This is a genomic window from Streptomyces sp. R41, from assembly GCF_041053055.1.
Lineage (GTDB): Bacteria > Actinomycetota > Actinomycetes > Streptomycetales > Streptomycetaceae > Streptomyces.
On the sequence record NZ_CP163443.1, the window covers coordinates 5333374 to 5359774 of the forward strand.

Genomic DNA, 26401 nt, shown 5'->3' on the forward strand with positions numbered 1-26401 from the left:
AAAACTCTCGGCTCCACACATGGCGGAGCCGAGAGTTCACCGACCACCGGAAACCTTGCGGGTCAGCGGCGGCGCCGTGTCCGCCCTGTCCGGGCCGCCTTGGCCCGCTTCGCCGCGAAGCGCACCCCGCCGGGGCTCTCCCCGACCTCGACCCGCACCACAGTGGACAGCGGGTCCACGACGCCCTCACCGACGTGCAGGATGGACGTCTCCACGGCGCCGAGCTTGCTCAGAGCCGTGGCGGCGGCCTTCAGCTCCTCCTCGGCGGTGTCACCCTTGAGCGCGAGCATTTCGCCGTACGGACGAAGCAGTGGGATTCCCCACGTCGCCAGCCGGTCCAGCGGAGCGACCGCCCTGGCCGTCACCACGTGGACCGGTTGCAGCTTCCCCATGACCTCCTCGGCGCGGCCGCGCACGACAGTGACATGGTCGAGGCCGAGCAGCTCGACGACCTCGGTCAGGAAGTTGGTCCTGCGCAGGAGCGGTTCGAGCAGCGTGATCTTGAGGTCCTCGCGGAGGAGGGCCAGCGGGATGCCCGGCAACCCGGCGCCGGAGCCGACGTCGCACACGGTGACGCCCTCTGGCACGACCTCGGAGAGCACCGCGCAGTTCAGGATGTGCCGCTCCCACAGCCGGGGCACTTCGCGGGGGCCGATCAGCCCTCGCTGCACTCCCGCCTCGGCAAGCAGCTCCGCGTACCGGACCGCGTCCGCGAAGCGATCGCCGAATACCTCGCGCGCCTGCTCGGGCGCAGGGGGAAGCTCCGCTGCCTCCGTCACGGGGACCGTCCTTCCGTACCGCATGAGCGCACTGAGCGCTGAGTTCCAGGACTATCAGGGACCACAGCTGCCCGGGACCAAAGCTGTCGGGGACTTCTACAGCTGCCGGGGACTACCAGCTGTCAGGGACTACCAGGCTGACAAAGTTCGGCCCCGCCTGCGCAACAGACGGGGCCGGAGGAACGTACGTACCGATCAGGCGGGAAGCACGACGACGAAGCGCTCCGGCTCCTCGCCCTCGGACTCGCTGCGCAGTCCGGCGGCCTTGACCGCGTCGTGCACCACCTTGCGCTCGAAGGGCGTCATCGGCTTCATCTTCACAGGCTCGCCGGAGCTCTTGACCTCGGCCGCGGCCTTGGCGCCCAGCTCGGAGAGCTCCTCGCGCTTCTTGGCGCGGTAGCCCGCGATGTCGAGCATCAGGCGGCTGCGGTCGCCGGTCTCCCGGTGCACGGCCAGGCGCGTGAGCTCCTGGAGGGCCTCCAGTACCTCGCCGTCCCGGCCGACCAGCTTCTGCAGATCGCGGCTGCTCGTGTCGCTGACGATCGAGACAGCGGCGCGGTCGGCCTCGACGTCCATGTCGATGTCGCCGTCGAGATCGGCGATGTCCAGCAGACCCTCGAGGTAGTCCGCCGCGATCTCGCCTTCCTGCTCAAGGCGGGTCAGGGTGTCGCCCTCAGCGGCGGCGGAGGTGGTGCCTTCCGTCACGGGATGGACTCCTTCTTACTTCTTGGACGGGGACTTGGGCCGCTGCGGGCCCTTGCGCTGTCCGGACTGGGCTTTGCTGCGGGTACCGGTGCCGGGCTTGTTTCCGCCGCCCGCCTGCTTGGGGGCGGGCTTGGCGTCCTCCGGCTCGTCGGACTTGGTCAGCGAGGTCTTCGGCTCGGACTCGCCCGCCGCCTTGGCCGCGCCGGCCTGGCGCTGCGACTTGGACTGCCGCTTCGGCTGCTGGCGCTTGGGTGCGCCGCCGGCGGTGGCAGTCGTCGGGGTGCCGTCCTCCGTCTCCACAACGGCCGTGCCCTCGCTCTTCATCACAGCGCCGTCGGCCTGGGCCGCCAGGCCCGCCTTCGTCAGGCTGTTGATGAACTTGCGCTCGAACTCGTTGCGGTCGCGGCCCTTGGCGACGATGGCCTTGACGATGGCCTTCTCACCGCGCTTGCGGGTCTTGCCGTGGTGCGTGACGTGCTTGGTCAGACGCTCCAGGTACGCGGCCTGGGCCTTGGAACCCGGGGTCGGGTTGTTGTGGATGACGTACATCTGCTGGCCCATGGTCCACACGTTGGTGGTCAGCCAGTAGACGAGGACACCGACCGGGAAGTTGATGCCGAAGACGGCGAACATGACCGGGAAGACGTACATCAGCATCTTCTGCTGCTGCATGAAGGGCGTCTTCACCGTGGTGTCGACGTTCTTCGTCATCAGCTGGCGCTGCGTGTAGAACTGCGACGCCGACATCAGGACGATCATGATCGCGGTGACGACACGGACGTCGGTGAGCGTGGCGCCGAGCTGGGCGACCTTGTCGGCGCTGTCGGTGAACTTCGCCGCGAGCGGGGCGCCGAAGATGTGCGCCTTACGGGCGCTGGCGAGCAGCGGATCGTCGATGACGCCGATCGTCTTGCCGGTCGCGATGCCGTTGAGCACGTGGTACAGGGCGAAGAAGAACGGGGACTGCGCCAGGATGGGAAGGCACGAGGAGAGCGGGTTGGTACCCGCCTCCTTGTACATCTTCATCATCTCTTCGGACTGGCGCTGCTTGTCGTTCTTATAGCGCTCCTGGATCTTCTTCATCTCGGGCTGCAGCGTCTGCATGGCCCGAGTGGCCTTGATCTGCTTCACGAAGAGCGGGATCAGGCAGATACGGATCAGGATCACCAGGGACACGATGGACAGGCCCCAGGCCCAGCCCGTATCGGGACCGAAGATCTTCCCGTACACGGCGTGGAACTGGACGATGACCCAGGAAACGGGTGTCGTGATGAAGCTGAAAAGACTGGCAATCGTGTCCACTAATCAGGCTCCTTGAGCATGGGACGGGGTCTCGGCGGCCGGGCTCGAGGGATGGTCGGACATACCGTGCCCCTCGATGGCCGGTTCGGCGGCGGAGTTCCCGCCCTTGCGTGCACGCCAGGCGTTACGCAGCGTTTCGTGCCACCGCGGACGCTTGCGCGGCGGAACATGGTCCACGCCGCCCAGCGACCACGGATTGCACCGGAGGATGCGCCAGGCGGTCAGTGCCGTTCCCTTGATCGCACCGTGCCGGTCGATGGCCGTGTAGCCGTAGTGGGAGCACGACGGGTAGTACTTGCAGACCGGCCCGAGCAACGGGCTGATCGTCCACTGGTACAGCTTGATAAGAGCCAGCAGCGGGTACTTCATCGCGCGCCCCCTCCCAGCAGCCGCTGAAGGGCGGCGTCCAGGTCTCGGGCCAGCTGTTCATGGTCGGCGTCGCCCGCACCGGGCAGCGCTCGTACGACTACCAGGCTACCGGGGGGCAACTGGGCCACTCGGTCACGCATCAGATGGCGAAGTCTGCGCTTCACCTTGTTGCGTACGACCGCTCCACCCACGGCCTTGCTCACGACGAAACCCGCACGCGTCGGGGGAGCGCTCTCCCCAGGCGCGTGCGGGTCCGTTGCACCGCTACGTAGATGGACGACGAGAAGCGGGCGTCCGGCCCGACGTCCTCGGCGTACCGCGGTCGCGAAGTCTTCGCGCCGCCTCAGCCGATGCTCGGTAGGCAGCACGACATCCTGACCTGTGCGATCAGGCGGAAAGGCGGGCGCGACCCTTGCCACGGCGGGACGCGAGAATCGCGCGGCCGGCACGGGTGCGCATGCGCAGCCGGAAGCCGTGGGTCTTGGCGCGACGACGGTTGTTCGGCTGGAAGGTGCGCTTGCTCACTCGGGGGCTCCAGAAAGAATCGGTAGTGGCGGGGTGCCGTCCTGGCTGTCACCGTGCGCCCACGAGGTAGCTCGTATTACGCCCGAGTGCACCGCTTCCCGATCACTCTTCGCGATCTGTGCCCATCGGAGGCAGGCGGCAGCAGCCATCGACAACTCGACCTGGTTACGGTACGCGCGGCTACGCCATCCGGTCAAACCAACCCCGGGCAAGAGACACTATCCACAGGCTGGGGACAACAACTTGAACCGCACCGGTCGCCCTGACTACCGTGGCTGAACTCCGATTCGTTCCCTTCCCACCGCCCCAGCGGTTTTGTTCCCCCCGCCCCACCCGACTGACTTCCCAACCAGTTCCCAGAACCACACGTTCGTGGGACCCATGAGAGAGCGTGCCCTGTGGCTGACGTACCTGCCGATCTTGCCGCAGTGTGGCCACGAGTACTCGAACAACTCCTCGGGGAGGGCCGGGGTCAAGGTGTCGAGGCGAAGGACGAGCACTGGATCAAGCGCTGCCAGCCGTTGGCGTTGGTCGCGGACACCGCGCTCCTCGCTGTCCCGAACGAGTTCGCGAAGGGCGTACTCGAAGGTCGCCTCGCGCCGATCGTCAGCGAAACCCTGAGCCGTGAGTGCGGTCGCCCGATCCGGATCGCGATCACTGTCGACGACTCCGCCGGAGAGCCCACGGCCCCGGCGCCCCCCGCCCAGTCCCGATACGAGGAGCCCGAGCTCCCCTCCGGGGCCGGCCAGGGCCGCGACGCTTACGACAGCCAGGGACGCGACGAGCGCAACGGCTACGACGGCCAGGGACGCGACGAGCGCAGCGCCTACGAGTCCGAGGGACGCGGCGAACGCAACGCCTACGAGCCCCAAGGACGCGACGAGCGCAGCCCGTACGACACCCAGCGCCGCGACGGCTACGAGGGTTACGGCCGCCACCGCGCCGACGACCACAGGAACGGCCGCTCCGACCAGCTCCCGGGCGCCCCCGGCGACCAGCTGCCGTCCGGCCGCCCGGACCAGCACTCCTCGGGCCGCCCGGACCAGCTCCCGACCGCCCGTCCCGCGTACCCGGACTACCAACGTCCGCAGCCGGGCGCCTGGCCGCGGCACTCCCAGGACGACTACGGCTGGCAACAGCAGCGCCTCGGCTTCCCGGAGCGCGACCCGTACGCCTCGCCGTCGCAGGACTACCGGCCGCAGTCCATGGAGCGCCCGCCGTACGAGCAGCAGCGCCCGGACTACGACCAGCCGCGCTCCGACTACGACCAGCGCCCGGACCGCCGCGATCTTCAGGAACCACCGTCGGGCAGCGGCCAGGTGCACCGCGGCGGCCCCACACTGCCTTCCTCCAGTGGTGCCCCCGGCCCGCTGGCCGCGCAGCCCGCGCCGGCGACCGGTCCGGGCGAGCCCACCGCGCGCCTCAACCCGAAGTACCTCTTCGACACCTTCGTCATCGGCGCCTCCAACCGCTTCGCACACGCCGCCGCGGTCGCTGTCGCCGAGGCGCCGGCGAAGGCGTACAACCCCCTCTTCATCTATGGGGAGTCGGGTCTCGGCAAGACGCACCTGCTGCACGCGATCGGGCACTACGCCCGCAGCCTCTACCCGGGCACACGCGTGCGCTATGTGAGCTCGGAGGAGTTCACCAACGAGTTCATCAACTCCATCCGGGACGGCAAGGGCGACAGCTTCCGCAAGCGGTACCGGGAGATGGACATCCTGCTGGTCGACGACATCCAGTTCCTGGCGGACAAGGAGTCGACGCAGGAGGAGTTCTTCCACACGTTCAATACGCTCCACAACGCGAACAAGCAGATCGTGCTGTCCTCCGACCGGCCGCCCAAGCAGCTGGTGACCCTGGAGGACCGGCTGCGGAACCGTTTCGAGTGGGGTCTGATCACGGACGTCCAGCCGCCCGAGCTGGAGACCCGTATCGCGATCCTTCGCAAGAAGGCGGTGCAGGAGCAGCTCAACGCCCCGCCGGAGGTGCTGGAGTTCATCGCGTCCCGGATCTCGCGGAACATCCGCGAGCTGGAGGGCGCGCTGATCCGGGTGACGGCGTTCGCGTCGCTCAACCGGCAGCCGGTGGACCTCGGTCTGACGGAGATCGTCCTCAAGGACCTGATCCCCGGGGGCGAGGACTCGGCCCCCGAGATCACCGCGACCGCGATCATGGCGGCCACCGCCGACTACTTCGGCCTGACGGTGGACGACCTGTGCGGATCCTCGCGCAGCCGCGTCCTGGTGACGGCGCGGCAGATCGCCATGTATCTGTGCCGCGAGCTCACCGACCTGTCGCTGCCGAAGATCGGCGCGCAGTTCGGCGGCCGCGACCACACGACCGTCATGCACGCCGACCGCAAGATCCGCGCACTGATGGCCGAGCGCCGCTCCATCTACAACCAGGTCACCGAGCTCACGAACCGCATCAAGAACGGCTGACGGGCACGGCGGTACGCCGCTGAGGGCGCCCCGGGACACGTTCCCGAGGGCGCCTTTCGCCGTTCCCGCACGCGCGTCGAGGGCGCCCGTCGCCGTGCTCGTGTGCACCGAAGCCGTCCTTTCGCCGTGCTCGTGCGCGCGCCGAAGCCGCTTTCGCCGTGCTCGTGCGCGCACCGAAGGTGCCTTTCGCGGTTCTCCTGCGCGTTCTGAGGGCGCCTTTCGCCGTTCTCGGACGTGTACCGGAGACTTCCGCCCTCTCGCCGCCGCTACCGACCCGACACCTGTTGTTCGAATACGAGCCCGGTTACGGCCACTCTCCACAGATTCGGTGACTTTCCCGCGTCCACACCCTGGGGACTGGGAAGTTGTCCCGATCGTGTCCACAGGGGGCACTGTTGAAAGACGATCAGACCAGGTCAACCCCCTGTGGATTCGTGGACGAAGACTCTCCACAGACTGTGGACGAAGGAAAGATCCACAGGGTGTGTACGGAGTTGTCCACCGGCGACCCACAGGCCCGAGCCGGTTGTCCCCAGTGATCACCAGCTTCTCCACACCTCTGTCCACTGTTCGGCAACGCGACGCGCCCTCTCACCGTGTCGAGTGAAAGGCGTCACACCAAGGTGTCCGGTTGGGCTGTGGGGAACGTGGGCAAAGCTGGGGACGGCGCTGGGGAGAAGTGGCCCGAGGCTGTGCATCGAGTGTGCAGAACTTTTCGTCGTCCACAGAGACCCCCGGTTGTCCACCGCCTCCACCCACAGGGTCAGTGGACAAAAAATCGCCTCTGAGCTGCGAAAACACGGTTATCCACGGTTTCCACAGGGCCTACTACTAAGACCAACTAGAGAGAGCCTGGGAATCGTTTCGAAGACGGGGCTGTGCACAACTCGCTCTCGGAGGCTCAGGTGCCGCTCGGCACGACTTGACCCCGAGGGGCACCGACTGTCAGTGCGGTGCGTCAGACTGGTCCCCGGTGTCCTTCCCCTCACAGGACCGAGCGACACCGAGTCAGACGACGAAGGCCAGCAGGGCGAGAGCGCCGGCAACAGACGGAGGCGGCAACGGTGAAGATCCGGGTGGAACGCGACGTACTCGCGGAGGCAGTGGCCTGGGCGGCACGCAGCCTCCCGGCCCGTCCGCCGGCGCCTGTGCTCGCCGGCCTCCTTCTGAAGGCCGAGGACGGCTCTCTGAGCCTCTCCAGCTTCGACTACGAGGTCTCGGCGCGTGTCTCCGTGGATGCGGAGGTCGACGAAGAGGGCACGGTCCTCGTCTCCGGCCGCCTCCTCGCGGACATCTGCCGCGCCCTCCCCAACCGGCCGGTGGAGATTTCCACAGACGGTGTACGGGCGACCGTGGTCTGCGGCTCCTCGCGATTCACACTCCACACCCTGCCTGTGGAGGAGTACCCGGCGCTGCCGCAGATGCCGTCGGCGACGGGCACCGTCCCGGGCGAGGTCTTCGCCTCGGCGGCCGCCCAGGTGGCCATCGCGGCAGGGCGTGACGACACCCTCCCCGTCCTCACCGGCGTGCGCATCGAGATCGAGGGCGACACGGTCACCCTCGCCTCCACCGACCGCTACCGCTTCGCGGTCCGCGAGTTCCTGTGGAAGCCGGAGAACCCGGACGCGTCCGCGGTCGCCCTGGTGCCCGCCAAGACCCTCCTGGACACCGCCAAGGCCCTCACGAGCGGCGACAGCGTGATCCTGGCGCTGTCCGGCTCGGGCGCGGGCGAAGGCTTGATCGGCTTCGAGGGCGCCGGGCGGCGTACGACCACCCGTCTGCTCGAAGGCGACCTCCCGAAGTACCGCACGCTGTTCCCGACGGAGTTCAACTCCGTGGCCGTGATCGAGACCGCCCCCTTCGTGGAGGCCGTCAAGCGTGTGGCCCTGGTCGCCGAGCGGAACACCCCGGTGCGGCTCAGCTTCGAGCAGGGCGTGCTGATCCTGGAGGCCGGCTCCAGTGACGACGCACAGGCTGTGGAAAGGGTCGACGCCCAGCTGGAGGGCGACGACATCTCGATCGCCTTCAACCCGACGTTCCTGCTGGATGGCCTGAGCGCCATCGACTCGCCGGTGGCCCAGCTCTCCTTCACGACGTCCACCAAGCCCGCGCTGCTGAGCGGCAAGCCCGCCGTGGACGCCGAGGCGGACGAGGCATACAAGTACTTGATCATGCCGGTGCGGCTGAGCGGCTGAGCGCGCTGCGAGCCCGCCGGTCCGCATGGCCCGGCGGGCGAATCCGCAGGTGGGGCGTTCGCCTGAGCGGCTATGCCCACAGGTGTGCGTGAGCGTCCGGGTTTAGGCTCAGACACAGGTACGAGAGTGCCCTCACGCCACGTCGCAACCCCTAAGGAACAACTGATGGAGCTCGGTCTCGTCGGCCTCGGCAAGATGGGCGGCAACATGCGCGAGCGGATCCGCCGCGCAGGCCACACCGTCATCGGATACGACCGCAACCCGGACCTCGCCGATGTCCACAGCCTGGAAGAGCTTGTGGGCAAGCTCAAGGGCCCGCGTGTGGTGTGGGTCATGGTCCCGGCCGGTGCCGCGACCCAGTCCACCATCGACGAGCTGGCCGCCCTCCTGGAGCCGGGCGACGTTGTGGTGGACGGCGGAAACTCCCGCTGGACGGACGACGAGAGGCACGCCGTCGAGCTGGGTATCAAGGGCATCGGCTTCGTCGACTGCGGCGTCTCCGGCGGCGTCTGGGGCCTGGAGAACGGCTACGCGCTGATGTACGGCGGCACCGCCGAGAACGTCGCCAAGGTGCAGCCGATCTTCGACGCGCTCAAGCCCGAGGGCGACTTCGGGTCGGTGCATGCCGGCAAGGTCGGCGCGGGCCACTTCGCGAAGATGGTCCACAACGGCATCGAGTACGCCATGATGCAGGCCTATGCCGAGGGCTGGGAGCTCCTGGAGAAGGTCGACTCCGTCACGGACGTGCGCGAGGTCTTCCGCTCCTGGCAGGAGGGCACGGTCATCCGCTCCTGGCTGCTCGACCTCGCGGTCAACGCGCTGGACGAGGACGAGCACCTGGGGAAGCTCAAGGGTTACGCGGAGGACTCGGGCGAGGGCCGGTGGACCGTGGAGGCGGCCATCAACCACTCGGTGCCGCTCCCCGCGATCACCGCGTCGCTCTTCGCGCGCTTCGCCTCGCGGCAGGACGACTCGCCGCAGATGAAGATGATCGCGGCGCTGCGCAACCAGTTCGGCGGCCACGCGGTCGAGAAGGCCTGATCCGCGCCCCGGGTGCGCCACCCGGGGTGACCCGGTTGTCCACAGCCGGGGGAAAGACCTGAGGGCCGGGGCAGACCCGGCCGTTGGGAAGAACCGAAACACCACGCTGGGGGAGGTCGGCGAACGACCATGCACGTCACGCATCTGTCGCTGGCCGACTTCCGCTCGTACGCCCGGGTAGAGGTTCCGCTCGACCCGGGCGTCTCCGCGTTCGTGGGCCCCAATGGACAGGGCAAGACGAACCTGGTCGAGGCGGTCGGCTATCTGGCGAGCCTCGGCAGCCACCGCGTCTCCTCCGACGCTCCGCTCGTGCGCATGGGCGCCGACCGGGCGATCATCCGGGCCAATGTCCGCCAGGGCGAGCGCCAGCAGCTCGTCGAGCTGGAGCTGAACCCGGGCAAGGCCAACCGCGCCCGCATCAACAGGTCCTCGCAGGTCAGACCCCGTGACGTACTCGGCATCGTACGAACCGTGCTGTTCGCCCCGGAGGACCTCGCCCTGGTCAAGGGCGACCCCGGTGAGCGGCGCCGCTTCCTCGACGAGCTGATCACCGCCCGCTCCCCGCGGATGGCGGGTGTCCGCTCCGACTACGACCGGGTTCTCAAGCAGCGCAACACCCTGCTGAAGTCTGCCGCGCTGGCCCGGCGGCACGGCGGCCGCACCATGGACCTGTCCACGCTCGACGTGTGGGACCAGCACCTCGCGCGCGTGGGCGCCGAGCTGCTCGCCCAGCGGCTCGACCTGATCTCCGCGATCCAGCCGCTGACCGACAAGGCGTACGAGCAGCTGGCGCCCGGCGGCGGGCCGATCGCCCTGGAGTACAAGCCGTCCGCACCTGGCGAGGCGCACACGCGCGAGGACCTGTACGAGCAGCTGATGGCGGCGCTCGCCGAGGTCCGCAAGCAGGAGATCGAGCGGGGTGTGACCCTGGTAGGACCTCATCGAGACGATTTGCTTCTCAAACTCGGTCAGCTGCCCGCCAAGGGATACGCCTCCCACGGGGAGTCCTGGTCCTACGCGCTGGCGCTGCGCCTGGCCTCGTACGACCTGCTCAGGGCCGAGGGAAATGAGCCGGTGCTGGTCCTGGACGACGTGTTCGCGGAGCTGGACACGCGCAGGAGGGAGCGCCTCGCGGAACTCGTCGCGTCGGGCGAGCAGGTGCTGGTGACCGCAGCGGTCGACGACGACGTACCGGATGTACTGGCGGGGACGCGGTACGCCGTGTCCGAGGGCACTGTGGAGCGCGTATGACGGAGAACACACCCGGAAAAGACGCTCCCGAAGGCGCATCCGGTGAAGCCCCCGGGAAGAAGACCCCCGAGCCCTCCGGCGTCGACCTCGCGCGCGTGGCCCTGCGCGCCGCGAAGGAGCAGGCACGCGCGCGTGGAGACTCTGCGCAGCAGAAGAAGCAGGCGCGGCGCGGCGGCCTGCGCTCCGGCGCGCATGCCGACGGGCGCGACCCCATGGCGCTCGGCGCCGCCATCAACCGGCTGCTCACCGAGCGTGGCTGGGAGACCCCGGCCGCGGTGGGCGGTGTGATGGGCCGCTGGCCGCAGATCGTCGGCGAGAACCTGGCCAAGCACTGTGTGCCGCAGCGCTACGACGAGGACGAGCGGGTGCTGACGGTGCAGTGCGACTCGACCGCCTGGGCGACCCAGCTGCGCCTGCTCGCCCCGCAGTTGGTCGCGCGGCTGAATCAGGACCTCGGGCACGGCACGGTGCGGCTGATCAAGGTGCAGGGCCCCGGAGGCCCCGCGCGCCGCTACGGGCCCCTGCGCGCCCCCGGGAGCACGGGTCCCGGCGACACCTACGGGTGACCGCGGCCCGCGGGAACCGTCCGTCACCGCTGATCATGACCGGCCCCGCCCTTCGGTACAGCCGACCGTGAAGCGGTCCCGCACGTAGGCCGCAGCCGATCATGAAGCGGCCCCGGCCGTTGGTCGCGGGCAACCGCATGCGGTTGCGAACACCGACCTGACTCCGCAGTAGCCAAGGGTTGACACCCGGAAGCGCTGAGTGCCGCTGTGAGCCTCTTTGGGCCCGGGTCCGCATATGGGGAGTCGGCCGAGACCGGTTCAGGGCGGCACATGCGGACTCAGGTACCGGCAAACCCCCATCACTGTCGGCGCTACCGGTAGACTGGAAGCTAATCCCGCCCCACTTGTGGGACACACCGAGCAACGCTGACTCAGGCTTACCAACGCAACACGCCGCAGCCGCTCCGGCCACCCGCCGGGAGCTTGGCTTGTGCTGTGCCAGAAAGGGCGCTTCGTGGCCGATTCCGGCAACCCCAACGAGAACATCCCGTCCACCGACGCCGGCGCCAACGGCGAGGTCACAGCCTCGTACGACGCCAGCGCCATCACCGTCCTCGAGGGTCTGGACGCGGTCCGCAAGCGACCCGGCATGTACATCGGCTCGACCGGTGAGCGCGGACTGCATCACCTCGTGTACGAGGTCGTCGACAACTCCGTCGACGAGGCGCTGGCCGGCCACGCGGACACGATCGACATCACGATCCTCGCCGACGGTGGCGTGCGCGTCGTCGACAACGGCCGCGGCATCCCGGTGGGCATCGTCCCCTCCGAGAACAAGCCGGCCCTCGAGGTCGTGCTGACGGTCCTGCACGCGGGCGGCAAGTTCGGCGGCGGCGGCTACGCGGTCTCCGGCGGTCTGCACGGCGTCGGCGTATCCGTCGTGAACGCCCTGTCGAGCAAGGTCTCCGTCGAGGTCAAGACCGACGGCAACCGCTGGACGCAGGACTACAAGATGGGCGTTCCGACGGCCCCGCTCGCCAAGCATGAGGCCATTGACGAGACCGGCACCTCGGTCACCTTCTGGGCCGACGCGGACATCTTCGAGACCACCGACTACTCCTTCGAGACGCTCTCGCGGCGCTTCCAGGAGATGGCGTTCCTCAACAAGGGTTTGACGATCAAACTCACTGATGAGCGCGAGTCGGCGAAGGCCACCGCCGGGGCGGACGAGGCGGGTGCGGACGAGAAGGACGAGGTCAAGACCGTCACGTACCACTACGAGGGCGGCATCGTCGACTTCGTGAAGTACCTCAACTCCCGCAAGGGAGACGCGGTGCACCCCACCGTCATCGACCTCGAGGCCGAGGACAAGGACAAGAGCCTGTCCCTCGAGGTCGCGATGCAGTGGAACAGCGGCTACAGCGAGGGCGTGTACTCCTTCGCCAACATCATCCACACGCACGAGGGCGGCACGCACGAGGAGGGCTTCCGTGCGGCGCTGACCTCGCTGATCAACAAGTACGCGCGCGACAAGAAGCTGCTGCGTGAGAAGGACGACAACCTCACGGGCGACGACATCCGCGAGGGTCTGACCGCGATCATCTCGGTCAAGCTGAGCGAGCCCCAGTTCGAGGGCCAGACCAAGACCAAGCTGGGCAACACGGAGGCGAAGACCTTCGTCCAGAAGGCGGTCTACGAGCACCTGAACGACTGGCTGGACCGCAACCCGAACGAGGCCGCGGACATCATCCGCAAGTCGATCCAGGCGGCCACCGCGCGCGTGGCGGCCCGCAAGGCGCGTGACCTCACCCGCCGCAAGGGGCTCCTCGAGTCGGCGTCCCTGCCGGGCAAGCTCTCCGACTGCCAGTCGAACGACCCCACCAAGTGCGAGATCTTCATCGTCGAGGGTGACTCCGCCGGCGGCTCGGCCAAGTCCGGCCGCAACCCGCAGTACCAGGCGATCCTCCCGATCCGAGGAAAGATCCTCAACGTCGAGAAGGCGCGGATCGACAAGATCCTGCAGAACCAGGAGATCCAGGCGCTGATCTCCGCCTTCGGCACCGGAGTCCACGAGGACTTCGACATCGAGAAGCTCCGCTATCACAAGATCATCCTGATGGCGGACGCCGACGTCGACGGCCAGCACATCAACACCCTGCTGCTGACCTTCCTGTTCCGCTTCATGCGGCCGCTGGTCGAGGCCGGGCACGTGTTCCTCTCCCGCCCGCCGCTCTACAAGATCAAGTGGGGCCGGGACGACTTCGAGTACGCGTACTCGGACCGCGAGCGCGACGCACTGATCGAGCTGGGCCGGCAGAACGGCAAGCGCATTCGCGACGACTCGGTGCAGCGCTTCAAGGGTCTCGGCGAGATGAACGCCGAGGAACTGCGCATCACGACCATGGACCAGGAGCACCGCGTCCTCGGCCAGGTCACCCTCGACGACGCCGCCCAGGCCGACGACCTGTTCTCGGTCCTCATGGGCGAGGACGTCGAGGCGCGCCGCGCGTTCATCCAGCGCAACGCCAAGGACGTCCGCTTCCTCGACATCTGAGTCGGTCTCAGCTGACCGCACCAGGAAGGATCTTCACCAGCAATGGCCGACGAGAGCATTCCGAGCACTCCTGAAGAAGAGGGCGAGATCGCCCTGCGTGTCGAGCCCGTCGGGCTCGAGACCGAGATGCAGCGCTCGTACCTCGACTACGCGATGTCCGTCATCGTGTCGCGTGCGCTGCCCGACGTACGGGACGGTCTCAAGCCCGTCCACCGCCGTGTTCTGTACGCCATGTACGACGGCGGCTACCGGCCCGAGAAGGGCTTCTACAAGTGCGCCCGTGTCGTCGGCGACGTCATGGGCAACTACCACCCGCACGGCGACTCCTCGATCTACGACGCGCTGGTCCGCCTCGCGCAGCCGTGGTCGATGCGGATGCCGCTGGTGGACTCCAACGGCAACTTCGGTTCCCCGGGCAACGACCCGGCCGCCGCCATGCGGTACACCGAGTGCAAGTTGATGCCGCAGTCCATGGAGATGGTCCGCGACATCGACGAGGAGACCGTCGACTTCACGGACAACTACGACGGCCGCTCCCAGGAGCCGACCGTCCTGCCGGCCCGCTTCCCGAACCTGCTGATCAACGGCTCCGCCGGTATCGCGGTCGGCATGGCCACCAACATCCCGCCGCACAACCTGCGCGAGGTCGCGGCCGGCGCCCAGTGGTACCTGGAGAACCCCGAGGCCTCCCACGAGGAGCTCCTGGACGCGCTGATCGAGCGCATCAAGGGCCCCGACTTCCCAAGTGGTGCCCTGGTGGTGGGCCGAAAGGGCATCGAGGAGGCGTACCGCACGGGCCGTGGCTCCATCACGATGCGCGCTGTCGTCGAGGTCGAGGAGATCCAGAACCGCCAGTGCCTGGTGGTCACCGAGCTCCCCTACCAGGTGAACCCCGACAACCTCGCACAGAAGATCGCCGACCTGGTCAAGGACGGCAAGGTCGGCGGCATCGCCGACGTCCGCGATGAGACGTCCTCGCGTACGGGCCAGCGCCTGGTCATCGTCCTGAAGCGCGACGCGGTCGCCAAGGTCGTCCTGAACAACCTCTACAAGCACACCGATCTGCAGACGAACTTCGGCGCCAACATGCTGGCGCTGGTGGACGGCGTGCCGCGCACGCTGTCGCTCGACGCGTTCATCCGCCACTGGGTGACGCACCAGATCGAGGTCATCGTCCGCCGTACGAAGTTCCGGCTGCGCAAGGCCGAGGAGCGCGCGCACATCCTGCGCGGCCTCCTGAAGGCCCTGGACGCCATCGACGAGGTCATCGCGCTGATCCGGCGCAGTGACACCGTCGAGATCGCGCGCGAGGGCCTGATGGGCCTCCTGGAGATCGACGAGATCCAGGCCAACGCGATCCTCGAGATGCAGCTGCGCCGCCTGGCCGCCCTGGAGCGTCAGAAGATCATCCAGGAGCACGACGAGCTCCAGGCGAAGATCACCGAGTACAACGCGATCCTCGCCTCGCCCGTGCGTCAGCGCGGCATCATCAGCGAGGAACTCGCCGCGATCGTCGAGAAGTTCGGCGACGACCGCCGCTCCAAGCTGGTGCCCTTCGACGGCGACATGTCCATCGAGGACCTGATCGCCGAAGAGGACATCGTCGTCACCATCACGCGCGGTGGCTACATCAAGCGGACCAAGACCGAGGACTACCGCTCGCAGAAGCGCGGCGGCAAGGGCGTACGCGGTACGAAGCTGAAGCAGGACGACATCGTCGACCACTTCTTCGTGTCGACGACACACCACTGGCTGCTGTTCTTCACCAACAAGGGTCGCGTCTACCGGGCGAAGGCGTACGAGCTCCCGGACGCCGGCCGTGACGCGCGCGGCCAGCACGTCGCCAACCTGCTGGCCTTCCAGCCGGACGAGGCGATCGCCGAGATCCTCGCGATCCGCGACTACGAAGCGGCGCCTTACCTGGTTCTCGCCACCAAGGGCGGTCTTGTGAAGAAGACGCCCCTGAAGGATTACGATTCCCCGCGCGCGGGCGGTGTCATCGCGATCAACCTTCGTGAAACGGAGGACGGTTCCGATGACGAATTGATCGGAGCCGAGCTGGTTTCGGCAGAGGATGACCTGCTTCTGATCAGCAAGAAGGCGCAATCGATCAGGTTCACCGCTACGGACGACGCGCTGCGCCCCATGGGCCGTGCCACCTCGGGTGTCAAGGGGATGAGCTTCCGTGAGGGAGACCAGCTCCTCTCGATGAATGTTGTTCGACCCGGTACGTTCGTGTTCACTGCCACAGACGGTGGGTACGCGAAGCGGACCGTCGTCGACGAGTACCGCGTCCAGGGTCGCGGCGGCCTCGGTATCAAGGCCGCCAAGATCGTTGAGGACCGTGGATCGCTCGTCGGCGCGCTGGTGGTCGAGGAGACGGATGAAATCCTCGCCATCACACTGTCCGGCGGTGTGATTCGTACGCGAGTCAACGAGGTCAGGGAGACAGGCCGTGACACCATGGGCGTCCAACTGATCAACCTGGGCAAGCGCGATGCCGTGGTCGGTATCGCTCGTAACGCCGAGGCCGGACGCGAGGCGGAGGAAGTCGACGGCGAGGTCGCCGTGGACGAGACCGCCGAGGACGTCGAGGCCGTCGGTACGGACGAGGGCGAGCCGTCCTCGGCCGAGTAGCGCGAGGAGTGAGTCATCGTGAGCGGAGCCACGGGCGCCGGATCGACCGGTACGGAAACGGACGGCGGCCGTGGCCCCGCCACGGATGCGACTGACTCCCATGACTCTCATGGATCCCAGGGGGGAACTGTGACGGACACCCGAGGCCCGCAGGCCCAGCAGTACGCGGGCGGGCACGCGGCCCCGGCCGCGGCGCCACCGGCGCCCGGCTCGCCGCCGCCGGGTTCGCCGCTTCCGGGGGAACGGCAGCCGCAGGCGGCCCAGCCGTATCACCCGCCGCAGGCGTACCCGGCTCAGCAGCCGCCGACGGGCGCGGTCCGTCGGCCGCGCACCGGGGCGCGTACGACACCGCGCACCCGCAAGGCACGGCTGCGGGTTGCCAAGGCCGACCCGTGGTCGGTGATGAAGGTCAGCTTCCTGCTCTCCATCGCGCTCGGCATCTGCACGATCGTGGCGTCCGCGGTGCTGTGGATGGTCATGGACGCGATGGGCGTCTTCTCGACGGTCGGCGGCACGATCTCGGAGGCGACGGGCTCGAACGAATCCAACGGATTCGACCTCCAGTCCTTCCTCTCGCTGCCGCACGTCCTGATGTTCACCTCGGTCATCGCGGTCATCGATGTGGTCCTCGCCACCGCGCTGGCCACCCTCGGCGCGTTCATCTACAACCTCTCCGCGGGCTTTGTCGGAGGCGTCGAGCTGACGCTGGCCGAGGACGAGTAGACGCCGGCAGGCGCCCTCTCAAACGTCCGTCGACTATCGATTTTGGGACTGGCCACGTCGTGCGCTAATCTTCAGAGGTCAGCGCGCGGGACACACACCGCAAAGCGCGGCGGGGCTATAGCTCAGTTGGTTAGAGCGCATCCCTGATAAGGATGAGGCCACAGGTTCAAATCCTGTTAGCCCCACCAGCACGAAGACCCCCAGCCGATCATGGCTGGGGGTCTTTGCGTTGAGGGCGCCGAAAGGTCCCTGTACCGACCCATACCCAGAAGATCAGCACGAGCGTGGCCAGAAGCAAGAACCTCGGCAGGGCGTAGGGCATGGCGGTGGCGAATTGATCGACTTGCTGGCCCTGAAGCACTCCTGGTGGAGGCATGCTCGGGCTGTACGGCGCGGCATGCTCGGGCTGTACGGCAGAGAAGTACGGCAACCTTGCCGATTGCAGCAACCGTCCAGCCGGTGGCGCCTTGGCATGCAGAAGGCCCGGCAACTCATACGAGTTGCCGGGCCTTCGCCCTGTGTGGCTTTGTACGCAAGTTCGCCGCTACGTCAGGGGTGCCGTGGGGTGGTGGCGCGCGCTCAGCGCTGGAGGGGCGTGATGTGCTCCGTGACGAGTTCCGTGTCGGCCTCGGTGAGGGCTTGGGGGCCGCAGAGAGCTGTGAGGTCCGCCATGGCGTCGTCGGCCGGCGGGCGGTGGCGGCAGCTCGGTGAGGAGCCGTGGGCCTCGGCGCGGATGCGTTGCTTCATCGTGGGGGGCAGGGCCCGGCTGTAGGACCAGGTCCCGTAGGACACTGTCGGCACCTTCAGGGAGGGCTCGCTGTTGCGCGTCGCCCCGGCTTGCGGTACCGCGGCGGCCGCGGTGGTCGTGATGAGTCCGAGCGCCGTGCACAGAGCCAGGAAGGCGGTGACGAAGGCGGTCCACAGCTTCATGACCTTGTTCTGGGTCATGGCCCCTCACTTTCGGGTCAGGCGATTTGCGTACTTTCCTCATGATGTGTATGTGGGCCGCGAAGTGGTGGACCGACGCCCGTGGCGCGGCGATGTTCAGATGAACACCACCCGGATGGCCGCAAGAGACCCGAAAAGTCGGAGATCACGGCGAATGTCACTATCTGTGAGGTGTGATCACCCTGTGATCGCTCTTCGATCGGAGTGATCGCGTCCGGTTCTATTGCTCTGTTCCGGGCGGGAGTTGAGGGCCGATCCAGGTCACCGATCGATATCGGTCGGTGTGTATAGTCGGGCGCCAGAGGTCCCCTAACGTCAAGGAAAGACGAGGTCGCGCGGTGAAGAAGCTTCTCCTGGTCGCACTGGCCGCCATCGGCGGGCTCCTCGTGTACCGCCAGATCCAGGCGGATCGCGCCGAGCAGGATCTGTGGACGGAGGCGACTGACTCCGTGCCCACGGGTTCGTGAGTATCGACAACAGTCTCAGAGCAGACCCCGGCCGCCCTCGCGGTCGGGGTTTTGTGTTGTCCGGGGACACCTTGATTCACCTGCGCAAATGAATTGATTGCGTTGGCAACGCAGGGGTGTGGGTGAGGGCTTCGTAGAAGCTCCCTTTCGGCCGCTCGTACGGATAGCACGGGTAGCGCGGTGGCCGACGAGGCAGGATGGGCCATGGTCCGGGGCTTTGACGAGGGACGAGGGGTGGCGCGTGATGGGGCGGCGCACGGTGAGGTGGTACGGCCGGGCGCTCGTGGCCGCCGCAGCGGCGCTGTGTGCGGCCTTCGCGGGGGCGGGGCAGGCCGCCGCGGACGGAACACCGACGCCGTACGCCTTCGCCCAGGACGCCACCACGGTCAAAGGCACGACGGACACCACCAACTCCCTCCGGCTCGAGCCGGGCAAGACATACAAGAGCTCCATAGGCAGGGACGGCAAGCTCTACTACCGCCTCGAACTCGACACCACGTCCAACGCGTACGTCTCGGCCACCGCCGTCCCCAGGCCGGGGACGACGGTCTCGTACTCGGACGGCATCAAGGTGTCCGTGCAGGACGCCAACAGCCGCCACTGCTCCTTCTCCGGAACCGCCCACTTCGGCGCCACCCAGAGCCCCCACCCCATCGCCGCCTGGGCGTCACGCGAAACGGGCGGCGACCAGTACGCCTGCCAGACGGCGGGGACGTACTACCTGGTCGTCGAGCGCAGCGGCACGGCGAGTTCCCCGCCCGGCGACTGGGACCTGGAGCTGAGTTATGTGACGGAGCCTCGTCTGAAGAAGTCGGCCGATTCGACGAGCGCTCCCGAGGTCTGGAACTCCGCGTCGCCCGACTCCCTCGCGGGGAATCCGAAGCACCGCAGGGGCGGCGCGGGGTTCACCACGGCGAGCCCTCTGAAGCAGGGAATCTGGCAGGACGGGATCAGCCCCGGGCAGACGCTCTTCTACAAGGTGCCGGTCGACTGGGGGCAACAGCTCTACGCCACGGCCGACCTGGGCAGTTCGAGCCGCGGCAACGGCTATGTCGGCACCGCTCTCGTCATGTCCCTCTACAACCCCGTACGCGGCTTCGTCGACGACGTCGGCGCCGGCTACGACGGCAGCCAGCGCTCCGCCGCGCTCGATCCACTGCCCCCCGTCGCGTACGAGAACCGCTACGCCCTCAACGACCGCGTGAGCGGGATGCGGTTCGCGGGCTCGTACTATCTCGTGGTCCATCTCTCCGCGCAGGTCGCCGACAAGATCGGCGACGGACCGTTCGGGATGACACTGCGCCTACGCGTGAGCGGGACGGCGCGGACGGGTCCGGCGTACGCGGGGCGGCCAGAGCCCCGTGACGCGTTCGCCGTCCCGGCGGGGGACTCCGACGAAGCGGCCGACGGCGCGGTGGGCGGTGCTGCCGGTACCGGAGGCGGTGGCAGCAGCGGAAGTAGCAGCGGCACGATGAGGCTGGTCGCCGCGGGCGGGATCGGTACGGGGAGCGCGCTGGTGCTGGGGCTCGCGGTGTGGACGGTGGTCGCGCGGCGGCGGGCGGCCGTGCCGCCGGAGGACGCGGATACGGCTTCGGCTCCGGTGTCCGCACCCTGGGAGCGCGGGGCGCCTCGGGGCTGGTGACTTCGGCCGGCCCCGCTCAGATCTGGGCCAGCGCCCAGAAACCCACAGCGAAACAGGCCAGCGCGAGCAGCAGGACCGGGACGGCCACCTTCGCGGGCGGCCCCGGACGCGGTCGTGCGCGCCTGGCACGGTGCCCCGGAATTGCCCCCGCCTGAGGCGGAACCTGCGCGGACCGAGCGGTGTATGAAGCAGTAGAGGCGTACGCGTGCTGCTGCATCGCGGCGGACGGAGCAGCGGGCCGATGGGGGGAGGGCACTTGCGTGGGCGTAGGTGTGGGGGAGGCCGTGGGAGTCGGCGTGGGTTCGAAGGGCGGGGTGTAGAGGGGAGTTTGCGCCGGGAGGGCGACCGCGGTGGGGGGAGTGGGCGGTTGCTCGGGCCGGTGTCGCGGATGGTGGGGCGCGAGGTTCAGCTGCGTGTCTTGCCATGCCTGCTGAGGCTGTGGCTCGGGCTGCGATTGGCTTGGGGGCTGCGACTGCGACTGCGTGTCGGGAGCAGCAGGCTGCGGTGGCGGCAGGTGGAAGCTACCGGTGTCCGACATCGTGGACGGCTGAGGGGGGACGGTGTCGAGGTCGGAGGCGCGTTGCGGTGGGACGTCGTCGGGAGCGGGCTTCGGCCGTACGTTGCTGGGGACGGACTCCGGCGGTACGACACTGGCAGCGGGCTCGGGGTGTACGCGATCGGGGATGGACTCCGGGCGTGCGCGATTTCCGGCGGACTCGGGGCGTACGTGACCGGAGCCGGACTCTGGTCGTACGTGCCCCGTGCGGTCCGGGTGTACGTCACCGGTGCCGGACCCCGACCGGACACTCCCCGAAACGGCCTCCTGGGACAGCGTCCCCGAGCCGTGATGCCATGGCTCGGAGCCGGAGCCGGAGCCGGAGCCGGAGCCGGAACCCGAGCCCGAGCCGGAACCCGAGCCGGGCCCAGGACCGAAGGCAGGGCCACGACCGGAGTCAGAGGCAGAGTCCGGACCAGAGACAGACGTAGAGCCCGGACCAGAGCCAGGGTTGGAGCTGGGCATCGAGCGGGCGTTGGACCCGGAGTGGGCTTCTGGGCCGGACCAAGACGGTGTGGCCTCGTGTTCGGGGCCGGACGGTGTCTTGTGGGGGCCGGGTCGGGACGGTGTGTTGTGGGGCCCGGGCCAGGACGGTGTGTCGTCGGGCCCAAGCCAGGACGACGTGTCGTCGGGGCCGAGTTCTGCCGCTGTGGGTGCGCCCGGACGCGCCCCGGACGACGAGCTCCCGGTGCTCGGCCCCGGCGATCCCCGCAGCGGTCCCTTCGGGCCGAACCCCTCAGGGAGCGGGCCGAGTTGGTCGAAGACCTCGACCAGCTCGTCGTCGGGGCCGGGCTCGGGCAGCAGCTCGGCGGCCGAGGCGAGCGCCTTCCGCGCCCCGGTGGCGGTGCGGAACCGCGCGTGCGGGTCGGGTTGCACCAGCGTGGCCACGACCTGCCAGAGCGGCTCGGGTATGCCCCGCGGAGCGGACGGCGTGCCGTTCTCGGCGAAGTACTCGATCAGCGCCTTGGCGTCGGGCTTGGCGCCCTCCAGTAGATAGAGGGCGACCAGACCGACGGCGAACAGGTCGGCGGGGAAGTCAGGTTCGGCGCCCAGCATCTGCTCGGGGGCGAAGTAACCGGGCGTTCCCACCACGTAGTTGGTCTCTGTCAGTCGTGGTTCGCCCAGCCGCATCGCGATGCCGAAGTCGGACAGGCGCAACCGTGGCCGAGCCGTGCCGGTCGCTTCGAGCAGCACATTGGCGGGCTTGATGTCACGGTGCACGACGCCCTCCGCGTGCACGGCGGCGAGGCCCGCCAGCAACTGGTCGAGCAGAACGCAGACGAAGGGGGGAGGCAGGGGGCCGTAGTCATTGACCAGGTGGACCAGGGAGCCCCCGGCGACCAGGTCCATGGTGAACAGGACCTTGTCGTCGTCGGCGGCCCAGCTGGCGGGAGCGAGCACATGTGGATGGTCGATCCGCAGCGCCTGCTCCCGCACGAAGCGCAGCAGCGCGTGCGCGTCGCTCTGCTGCAGCACCTTGGCGGCCACATACCGGCGCCGCCGGTGGTCCCAGGCGCGCCAGACCGCACCGACTCCCCCACGTCCGATCGGGTCGACCAGTTCGTACCGGCCTGCGAAGACCTCACCCATGGTCGTGCGTCGCTCCCCTTCGGCGGTCGGTCCGGAGACCTCTTCCGAGGTGCCCGGCTGCCTGACTTGCGGCGGCTGGAAGGTGTAACGGGCCTTCAGCGGCCGGGCGTTCGGCGGCCGGGCGGCGTGCTCAGCTCTGGTGGGACTGGTAGTGCGCGACCGCGTCGGAGGTACGGCCGGCGCCGTACACCCGGAGGAACTCTGCCAGTTCCGGGTGGGTCGGGGCGAGGGTGTCCGCCGCCTCGATGATGTCCCCGGCGGCCGCCACCGAGCGCAGCAGCGACTGGATCTCGCGGACCACCCGCTTGACCGTCGGCGCGCCCGAACTGGTCGTCGACTGCGTGGTGTTGCTGAGCACCGATCCCCCCTGCGACTTCTTGATCTCGTCCATGCGCTCGGTCGCCTCGGCGGCGCTGACGCTGCCGTCCGCGACCTGCCCCGCCAGGTCCTGCAGCAGCTGCACTCGCTGGACCACCGCGGGATTGCCGATCTTGGCGCGCTGACCGCTCATCAGCTGCGACAGCATGGGCGCGGACAGGCCCAGCACCCCGGCAAGACGCGCCTGGTTGAGCCCCAGATCGTCTATGAGCCTACGGAAGAGCGCCCCCAACGGCTCCCCGTACCAGTTCCGCTGCAGCTCCCGGGCTCTTGCGGTTGCTTCCTGCTGTGCGGCGTCCATTGCGTCTCCCCATCGCTTCCCCAAATACCGCGGTTCGCTGTAGCGAACCACGTCGAGCATCTTACGGAGAGTGGTCGTCCACGGGGACCCCCAATATTTTTGCGAGATCCCGGGGGTGACCCGGTACTCTGGTCTGCGGCGCCCGTCGACAGGTGGTTCCTGCGGCCGGACGCTCCTCTTCCGGGGCCTTAGCTCAGTTGGTAGAGCGCTGTCTTTGCATGGCAGATGTCAGGGGTTCGACTCCCCTAGGCTCCACACCTCGGACCGGTCAGGCGCCCCTCGCGGCGGCCTGGCCGGTTTTTGTATGTCCCATTTTCTTCCCTCGGCGGGCCCGATGCGGGCGGCCGTGGGGCGGCGGCGACTGTGACGCGTGTATCAGTAGTGACCTGTGTCACAAGTGAGGCTTTGCAGGCGTTGCAGTCCTTTGCGCAAATAGATGCGGGGAGTGATGCCTGCGCATCCGCCGCACCGGCGTTCCAGGTGGTGCATGTGGGAGCGCCGCTCGGTGCGGGAACCTTGCGTGAGCTGGCGCGGGCAGACGGGAGTAGCCGGAGCATCGCACTCCGTCAACAAGATCTGCACGGATACTGCACACCTAGGGCGTTGCAAACGTCATCACGGGCAGTATGCGTAAATCCGCCTCACCGGCGTTCGCGTGCCGGTCTCGCGCCTGTTCCACGTGAAACAACGCCGTGGGGCAGGAGACCCTCAAGTCTCCTGCCCCACGGCGATGTTGAGGTCGCGCTCAGCGGCGGTCGTCGCGATCCACCGCCTGCTCCTCGGCCTCCTTGGCCTGGACCTCGGGGTCCAAGTCGGACTGACCGGTGCCGTCGACCGACCTCAGGCGATCGCTCGCCGGAACCTCGGTCGCAGCGGGCGGCTCGACCAGCCAGTCGGGGTTGGCCTGCTTGTCCCACCACTTCCATGCGGCGAAGGCGCCGGCCGCCAGAATCCCCACAACGGCCAGTCCCTTGGCGAGACGGCCGGCCTTCGCCCGCCGCCGCTGCCTACGGGCCAGCTTCTGGATCTCCTTCGGCGAGACCTGACCGCGCAGCGCGGCCAGCGCCGCCACACCGCGCGATGCGGCCTCCTCCCGAACGGGCTGGGCCGCGGCCACCGCCTGCTCGATCCGAGGCTTGGAATAGTCGGCGGCCTGACGAGCCGCCTTGCGCGTACGGACGGCGGCCTCATGGGCAGCCTGATCTACCTTCGGCGGTACATGGGTACGGGCCTGCTCAAGGCGCGGCGCGAGATGGGCGTCGTACTGCACGCGAGCCTGTTCGGCGGCCTGCGACACTTTCGGCGCGAGCCGTACGCGTGCCTCTTGCGCATAGTGCGAGGCCCTGTCCTTGGCCGTGTCGGCGTAAGGCGCCACCACTTCCGCGGCGTGCAGCACGCTGTCCTTCGCCGAGCCGGTCGCGGCGCGCACGCTGTCGATGCGGGTCACGGGTTTTCCTCCTCCTCGGTGGCGTACGTCGGGGGTTCGGGTACCCCCAATGACACACAGTTCACCTTTCCACCCTTATCCGGATCATGCCCGCCCACGAGGTCCGGGGCATGTGAGGACGGGCATCCGGGTCACGCGTACTGACTACGGGTGACTCCGGAACGAGACCCGGTCGGGTGTCGATCACGTGCAATAGCGGATTAATACGGGGCAACGGGAGCTTGTCGTCGACAATGCCACGGATCGACGCGACGCGCCCCCGTCCCGGGGGGACTCGCCCGGTTTTCTGCAACCGCGACGCACGGATGCTCGCCAAGAGGTTGTGGCCGGGCGACGCGCGGCCAGGTCCGTGCGAGGATCGGGGAGTCAAAAGAAGGCAACGGAAGGCAGATCGTGGCTGAGCAGCTTTACGCCACCCTGAAGACCAACCAAGGCGACATCGAAGTCCGGCTTCTGCCGAACCACGCGCCCAAGACGGTCCGGAACTTCGTCGAACTCGCCAAGGGCGAGCGTGAGTGGGTCAACCCGGAGACGGGTGCGAAGTCCACGGACAAGCTGTACGACGGCACGGTCTTCCACCGGGTGATCAGCGGCTTCATGATTCAGGGCGGTGACCCGCTGGGCAACGGCACCGGCGGCCCCGGCTACCAGTTCGAGGACGAGTTCCACCCGGACCTCGCCTTCGACAGGCCGTACCTGCTCGCCATGGCCAACGCCGGCCCGGGCACCAATGGCTCACAGTTCTTCATCACCGTCTCCCCGACGGCCTGGCTGACCCGCAAGCACACCATCTTCGGCGAGGTCACCAACCCGGCAAGCCAGAAGGTCGTGGACGCCATCGCGAGCACCCAGACCAACCCGCGCACCGACCGCCCGGTCAACGACGTCGTCATCGAGTCGGTGGTCGTCGAGACCCGCGAGAGCTGAGCCCCCACGGCACGCCAGGGCTCGCACCGACGAGTCCGAAGGCTCCCAGAGGGAACCAAACGCCCCGTTCATCCGTAAGGATGGACGGGGCGGTGCGTTGCGCACACGAACCCGGTGTGCCCGCGCGCGAATCGTCGTACGGAGATTGAGGGGACCCCATGGACCAGCCGCCAGGCAGCCCGCAGGGCCCGCGGGATCAGGGACCGCAGGACGCTCGAAGCCTGCCCACCTGCTACCGGCACCCGGACCGCGAGACCGGCATCCGCTGCACCCGCTGCGAGCGCCCGATCTGCCCCGAGTGCATGGTCAGCGCGTCCGTCGGCTTCCAGTGCCCCGACTGCGTGCGCAGTGGTTCCGGCACCGGCCACTCCCCGGCGGCCACCCAGCCCCGCACCCTCGCAGGCGGCACCGTCACCGCGGACCCCAGACTCGTCACCAAGATCCTGATCGGCATCAACCTCGCCGTCTACCTGGTCCAACTGTCGGTCGGCGACGCCTTCACCGACCGCTTCGACCTCTTCGGACGCGCGCTGCTCTCCGGGCAGCTCCAGGGCGTCGCCGAGGGCCAGTGGTACCGAATGCTGACGTCGATGTTCCTGCACGGCAGCTACGTCCACATCCTGTTCAACATGCTCAGCCTGTGGTGGATCGGCGGCCCCCTGGAGGCCGCCCTCGGCCGCGCCCGCTATCTCACCCTCTACTTCGTCTCGGGCCTCGCGGGCAGCGCGCTCAGCTACCTGCTCGCCGCGCCCAACCAGCCGTCGCTCGGCGCCTCCGGCGCGATCTTCGGCCTCTTCGGCGCGACCGCCGTCCTCATGCGCCGGCTCAACTACGACATGCGCCCGGTGATCGCCCTGCTGGTGATCAACCTGATCTTCACCTTCAGCCCCGGATTCAACATCGCCTGGCAGGCGCACGTGGGCGGCCTCATCGGCGGCGTGCTCGTCGGCTACGCCATGATCCACGCGCCGCGCGAGCGCCGGAACCTCACTCAGTACGGGGTGAGCGCCCTGGTCCTGGTCGCCGTGGTGGTCGCGACGCTGGTCAGGACCGCTCAGCTCACCTGAGGAAGCCCACAGCTCACCTGAGAGAGCGCCCGGCTCACCTGAGGAAC

At 68.3% G+C, this 26401-nt stretch carries 22 protein-coding genes and 2 tRNA genes; 14 read left to right on the plus strand and 10 right to left on the minus strand.

The features are described 5' to 3' along the window. Window positions 1-62: 62 nt before the first annotated feature. The 6 genes from rsmG to rpmH form a co-directional block, all read right to left on the minus strand. Window positions 63-779, minus strand: coding sequence for a 16S rRNA (guanine(527)-N(7))-methyltransferase RsmG (gene rsmG / locus AB5J53_RS24420; RefSeq protein ID WP_369247786.1), 717 nt, complete (start codon window positions 777-779; stop codon window positions 63-65). Between the two features lie 195 nt (window positions 780-974). Next, the gene (locus AB5J53_RS24425) at window positions 975-1484 is read right to left on the minus strand and encodes a protein jag (protein WP_369247787.1); all 510 of its coding nucleotides are present in this window, start codon (window positions 1482-1484) and stop codon (window positions 975-977) included. A gap of 15 nt (window positions 1485-1499) precedes the next feature. Then, complete coding sequence (gene yidC, locus AB5J53_RS24430; RefSeq protein WP_369247788.1) at window positions 1500-2786, minus strand: membrane protein insertase YidC; 1287 nt, start codon at window positions 2784-2786, stop codon at window positions 1500-1502. A 3-nt stretch (window positions 2787-2789) separates the two neighbouring features. Beyond that, the gene (yidD, locus tag AB5J53_RS24435) at window positions 2790-3155 is read right to left on the minus strand and encodes a membrane protein insertion efficiency factor YidD (RefSeq protein ID WP_369247789.1); all 366 of its coding nucleotides are present in this window, start codon (window positions 3153-3155) and stop codon (window positions 2790-2792) included. Then, window positions 3152-3523 carry a ribonuclease P protein component gene (gene rnpA / locus AB5J53_RS24440; protein WP_075031495.1) on the minus strand — a complete coding sequence of 124 codons (372 nt, stop codon included), beginning with the start codon at window positions 3521-3523 and terminating at the stop codon, window positions 3152-3154. The genes yidD and rnpA overlap by 4 nt, the downstream gene beginning before the upstream one ends. Window positions 3524-3542: 19 nt before the next feature. Further along, window positions 3543-3680: a 50S ribosomal protein L34 gene (gene rpmH / locus AB5J53_RS24445; RefSeq protein ID WP_003949374.1), complete on the minus strand. Its 138-nt coding sequence runs from the start codon at window positions 3678-3680 to the stop codon at window positions 3543-3545. 398 nt (window positions 3681-4078) lie between these two features. Here rpmH and dnaA point away from each other — a divergent pair, with 398 nt between their 5' ends. The 9 genes from dnaA (at window position 4079) to AB5J53_RS24490 (ending at window position 17219) form a co-directional block, all read left to right on the plus strand. Then, complete coding sequence (dnaA, locus tag AB5J53_RS24450; protein ID WP_369247790.1) at window positions 4079-6124, plus strand: chromosomal replication initiator protein DnaA; 2046 nt, start codon at window positions 4079-4081, stop codon at window positions 6122-6124. Between the two features lie 1064 nt (window positions 6125-7188). Beyond that, window positions 7189-8319 carry a DNA polymerase III subunit beta gene (dnaN, locus tag AB5J53_RS24455; protein ID WP_369247791.1) on the plus strand — a complete coding sequence of 377 codons (1131 nt, stop codon included), beginning with the start codon at window positions 7189-7191 and terminating at the stop codon, window positions 8317-8319. Between the two features lie 165 nt (window positions 8320-8484). After that, a complete protein-coding gene (gene gnd, locus AB5J53_RS24460) occupies window positions 8485-9360 on the plus strand; it encodes a phosphogluconate dehydrogenase (NAD(+)-dependent, decarboxylating) (protein ID WP_369247792.1) in 876 nt (291 codons plus the stop codon). A gap of 129 nt (window positions 9361-9489) precedes the next feature. Further along, window positions 9490-10611: a DNA replication/repair protein RecF gene (recF, locus tag AB5J53_RS24465; RefSeq protein ID WP_369247793.1), complete on the plus strand. Its 1122-nt coding sequence runs from the start codon at window positions 9490-9492 to the stop codon at window positions 10609-10611. Then, window positions 10608-11177: a DUF721 domain-containing protein gene (locus AB5J53_RS24470; RefSeq protein ID WP_369247794.1), complete on the plus strand. Its 570-nt coding sequence runs from the start codon at window positions 10608-10610 to the stop codon at window positions 11175-11177. The genes recF and AB5J53_RS24470 overlap by 4 nt, the downstream gene beginning before the upstream one ends. Window positions 11178-11607: 430 nt before the next feature. Further along, complete coding sequence (gene gyrB, locus AB5J53_RS24475; RefSeq protein ID WP_369247795.1) at window positions 11608-13671, plus strand: DNA topoisomerase (ATP-hydrolyzing) subunit B; 2064 nt, start codon at window positions 11608-11610, stop codon at window positions 13669-13671. A gap of 42 nt (window positions 13672-13713) precedes the next feature. Then, window positions 13714-16308, plus strand: coding sequence for a DNA gyrase subunit A (gene gyrA, locus AB5J53_RS24480; protein ID WP_369247796.1), 2595 nt, complete (start codon window positions 13714-13716; stop codon window positions 16306-16308). A gap of 18 nt (window positions 16309-16326) precedes the next feature. Further along, the gene (locus AB5J53_RS24485; protein ID WP_369247797.1) at window positions 16327-17031 is read left to right on the plus strand and encodes a DUF3566 domain-containing protein; all 705 of its coding nucleotides are present in this window, start codon (window positions 16327-16329) and stop codon (window positions 17029-17031) included. 111 nt (window positions 17032-17142) lie between these two features. Continuing rightward, window positions 17143-17219, plus strand: a tRNA-Ile gene (locus AB5J53_RS24490). 391 nt (window positions 17220-17610) lie between these two features. Here AB5J53_RS24490 and AB5J53_RS24495 read toward each other — a convergent pair. Beyond that, window positions 17611-17979: a DUF6344 domain-containing protein gene (locus tag AB5J53_RS24495; protein ID WP_369247798.1), complete on the minus strand. Its 369-nt coding sequence runs from the start codon at window positions 17977-17979 to the stop codon at window positions 17611-17613. A 338-nt stretch (window positions 17980-18317) separates the two neighbouring features. Between AB5J53_RS24495 and AB5J53_RS24500 the strand changes: the two genes are divergently transcribed. Together AB5J53_RS24500 and AB5J53_RS24505 are read left to right on the plus strand one after the other, a co-directional pair. Further along, entirely contained in the window at window positions 18318-18446 is a 129-nt protein-coding gene (locus AB5J53_RS24500) for a DLW-39 family protein (RefSeq protein WP_003999697.1), read from the plus strand. A gap of 244 nt (window positions 18447-18690) precedes the next feature. After that, window positions 18691-20088 (plus strand): hypothetical protein, encoded by a 1398-nt coding sequence (locus tag AB5J53_RS24505; RefSeq protein WP_369247799.1) that lies wholly within the window; start codon window positions 18691-18693, stop codon window positions 20086-20088. Between the two features lie 16 nt (window positions 20089-20104). Here the strand turns inward: AB5J53_RS24505 and AB5J53_RS24510 are convergent, their stop codons facing one another. Further along, the gene (locus tag AB5J53_RS24510; RefSeq protein ID WP_369247800.1) at window positions 20105-22234 is read right to left on the minus strand and encodes a protein kinase; all 2130 of its coding nucleotides are present in this window, start codon (window positions 22232-22234) and stop codon (window positions 20105-20107) included. A gap of 130 nt (window positions 22235-22364) precedes the next feature. Further along, on the minus strand, window positions 22365-22913 hold the full coding sequence (locus AB5J53_RS24515) for a DNA-binding protein (protein ID WP_362023614.1): 549 nt from the start codon (window positions 22911-22913) through the stop codon (window positions 22365-22367). Window positions 22914-23095: 182 nt separating this feature from the next. Between AB5J53_RS24515 and AB5J53_RS24520 the strand changes: the two genes are divergently transcribed. Next, a tRNA-Ala gene (locus tag AB5J53_RS24520) sits at window positions 23096-23168 on the plus strand. A 490-nt stretch (window positions 23169-23658) separates the two neighbouring features. Here the strand turns inward: AB5J53_RS24520 and AB5J53_RS24525 are convergent. Further along, the gene (locus AB5J53_RS24525; protein WP_369247801.1) at window positions 23659-24360 is read right to left on the minus strand and encodes a DUF5324 family protein; all 702 of its coding nucleotides are present in this window, start codon (window positions 24358-24360) and stop codon (window positions 23659-23661) included. Between the two features lie 393 nt (window positions 24361-24753). On the opposite strand from AB5J53_RS24525, the gene AB5J53_RS24530 reads away from it, so the two are divergent. Further along, window positions 24754-25287, plus strand: coding sequence for a peptidylprolyl isomerase (locus AB5J53_RS24530; RefSeq protein ID WP_369247802.1), 534 nt, complete (start codon window positions 24754-24756; stop codon window positions 25285-25287). Window positions 25288-25445: 158 nt separating this feature from the next. Next, window positions 25446-26354, plus strand: coding sequence for a rhomboid family intramembrane serine protease (locus AB5J53_RS24535; RefSeq protein ID WP_369247803.1), 909 nt, complete (start codon window positions 25446-25448; stop codon window positions 26352-26354). Window positions 26355-26401: the final 47 nt, after the last annotated feature.

Bases quoted from the DNA above. Each gene is read 5' to 3' on its own strand.
- yidD (WP_369247789.1), bottom strand. From the start codon at position 3,155: ATGAAGTACCCGCTGCTGGCTCTTATCAAGCTGTACCAGTGGACGATC.
- gnd (WP_369247792.1), top strand. From the start codon at position 8,485: ATGGAGCTCGGTCTCGTCGGCCTCGGCAAGATGGGCGGCAACATGCGC.
- recF (WP_369247793.1), top strand. From the start codon at position 9,490: ATGCACGTCACGCATCTGTCGCTGGCCGACTTCCGCTCGTACGCCCGG.
- AB5J53_RS24470 (WP_369247794.1), top strand. From the start codon at position 10,608: ATGACGGAGAACACACCCGGAAAAGACGCTCCCGAAGGCGCATCCGGT.
- gyrA (WP_369247796.1), top strand. From the start codon at position 13,714: ATGGCCGACGAGAGCATTCCGAGCACTCCTGAAGAAGAGGGCGAGATC.
- AB5J53_RS24495 (WP_369247798.1), bottom strand. From the start codon at position 17,979: ATGACCCAGAACAAGGTCATGAAGCTGTGGACCGCCTTCGTCACCGCC.
- AB5J53_RS24505 (WP_369247799.1), top strand. From the start codon at position 18,691: ATGGGGCGGCGCACGGTGAGGTGGTACGGCCGGGCGCTCGTGGCCGCC.
- AB5J53_RS24510 (WP_369247800.1), bottom strand. From the start codon at position 22,234: ATGGGTGAGGTCTTCGCAGGCCGGTACGAACTGGTCGACCCGATCGGA.
- AB5J53_RS24515 (WP_362023614.1), bottom strand. From the start codon at position 22,913: ATGGACGCCGCACAGCAGGAAGCAACCGCAAGAGCCCGGGAGCTGCAG.
- AB5J53_RS24535 (WP_369247803.1), top strand. From the start codon at position 25,446: ATGGACCAGCCGCCAGGCAGCCCGCAGGGCCCGCGGGATCAGGGACCG.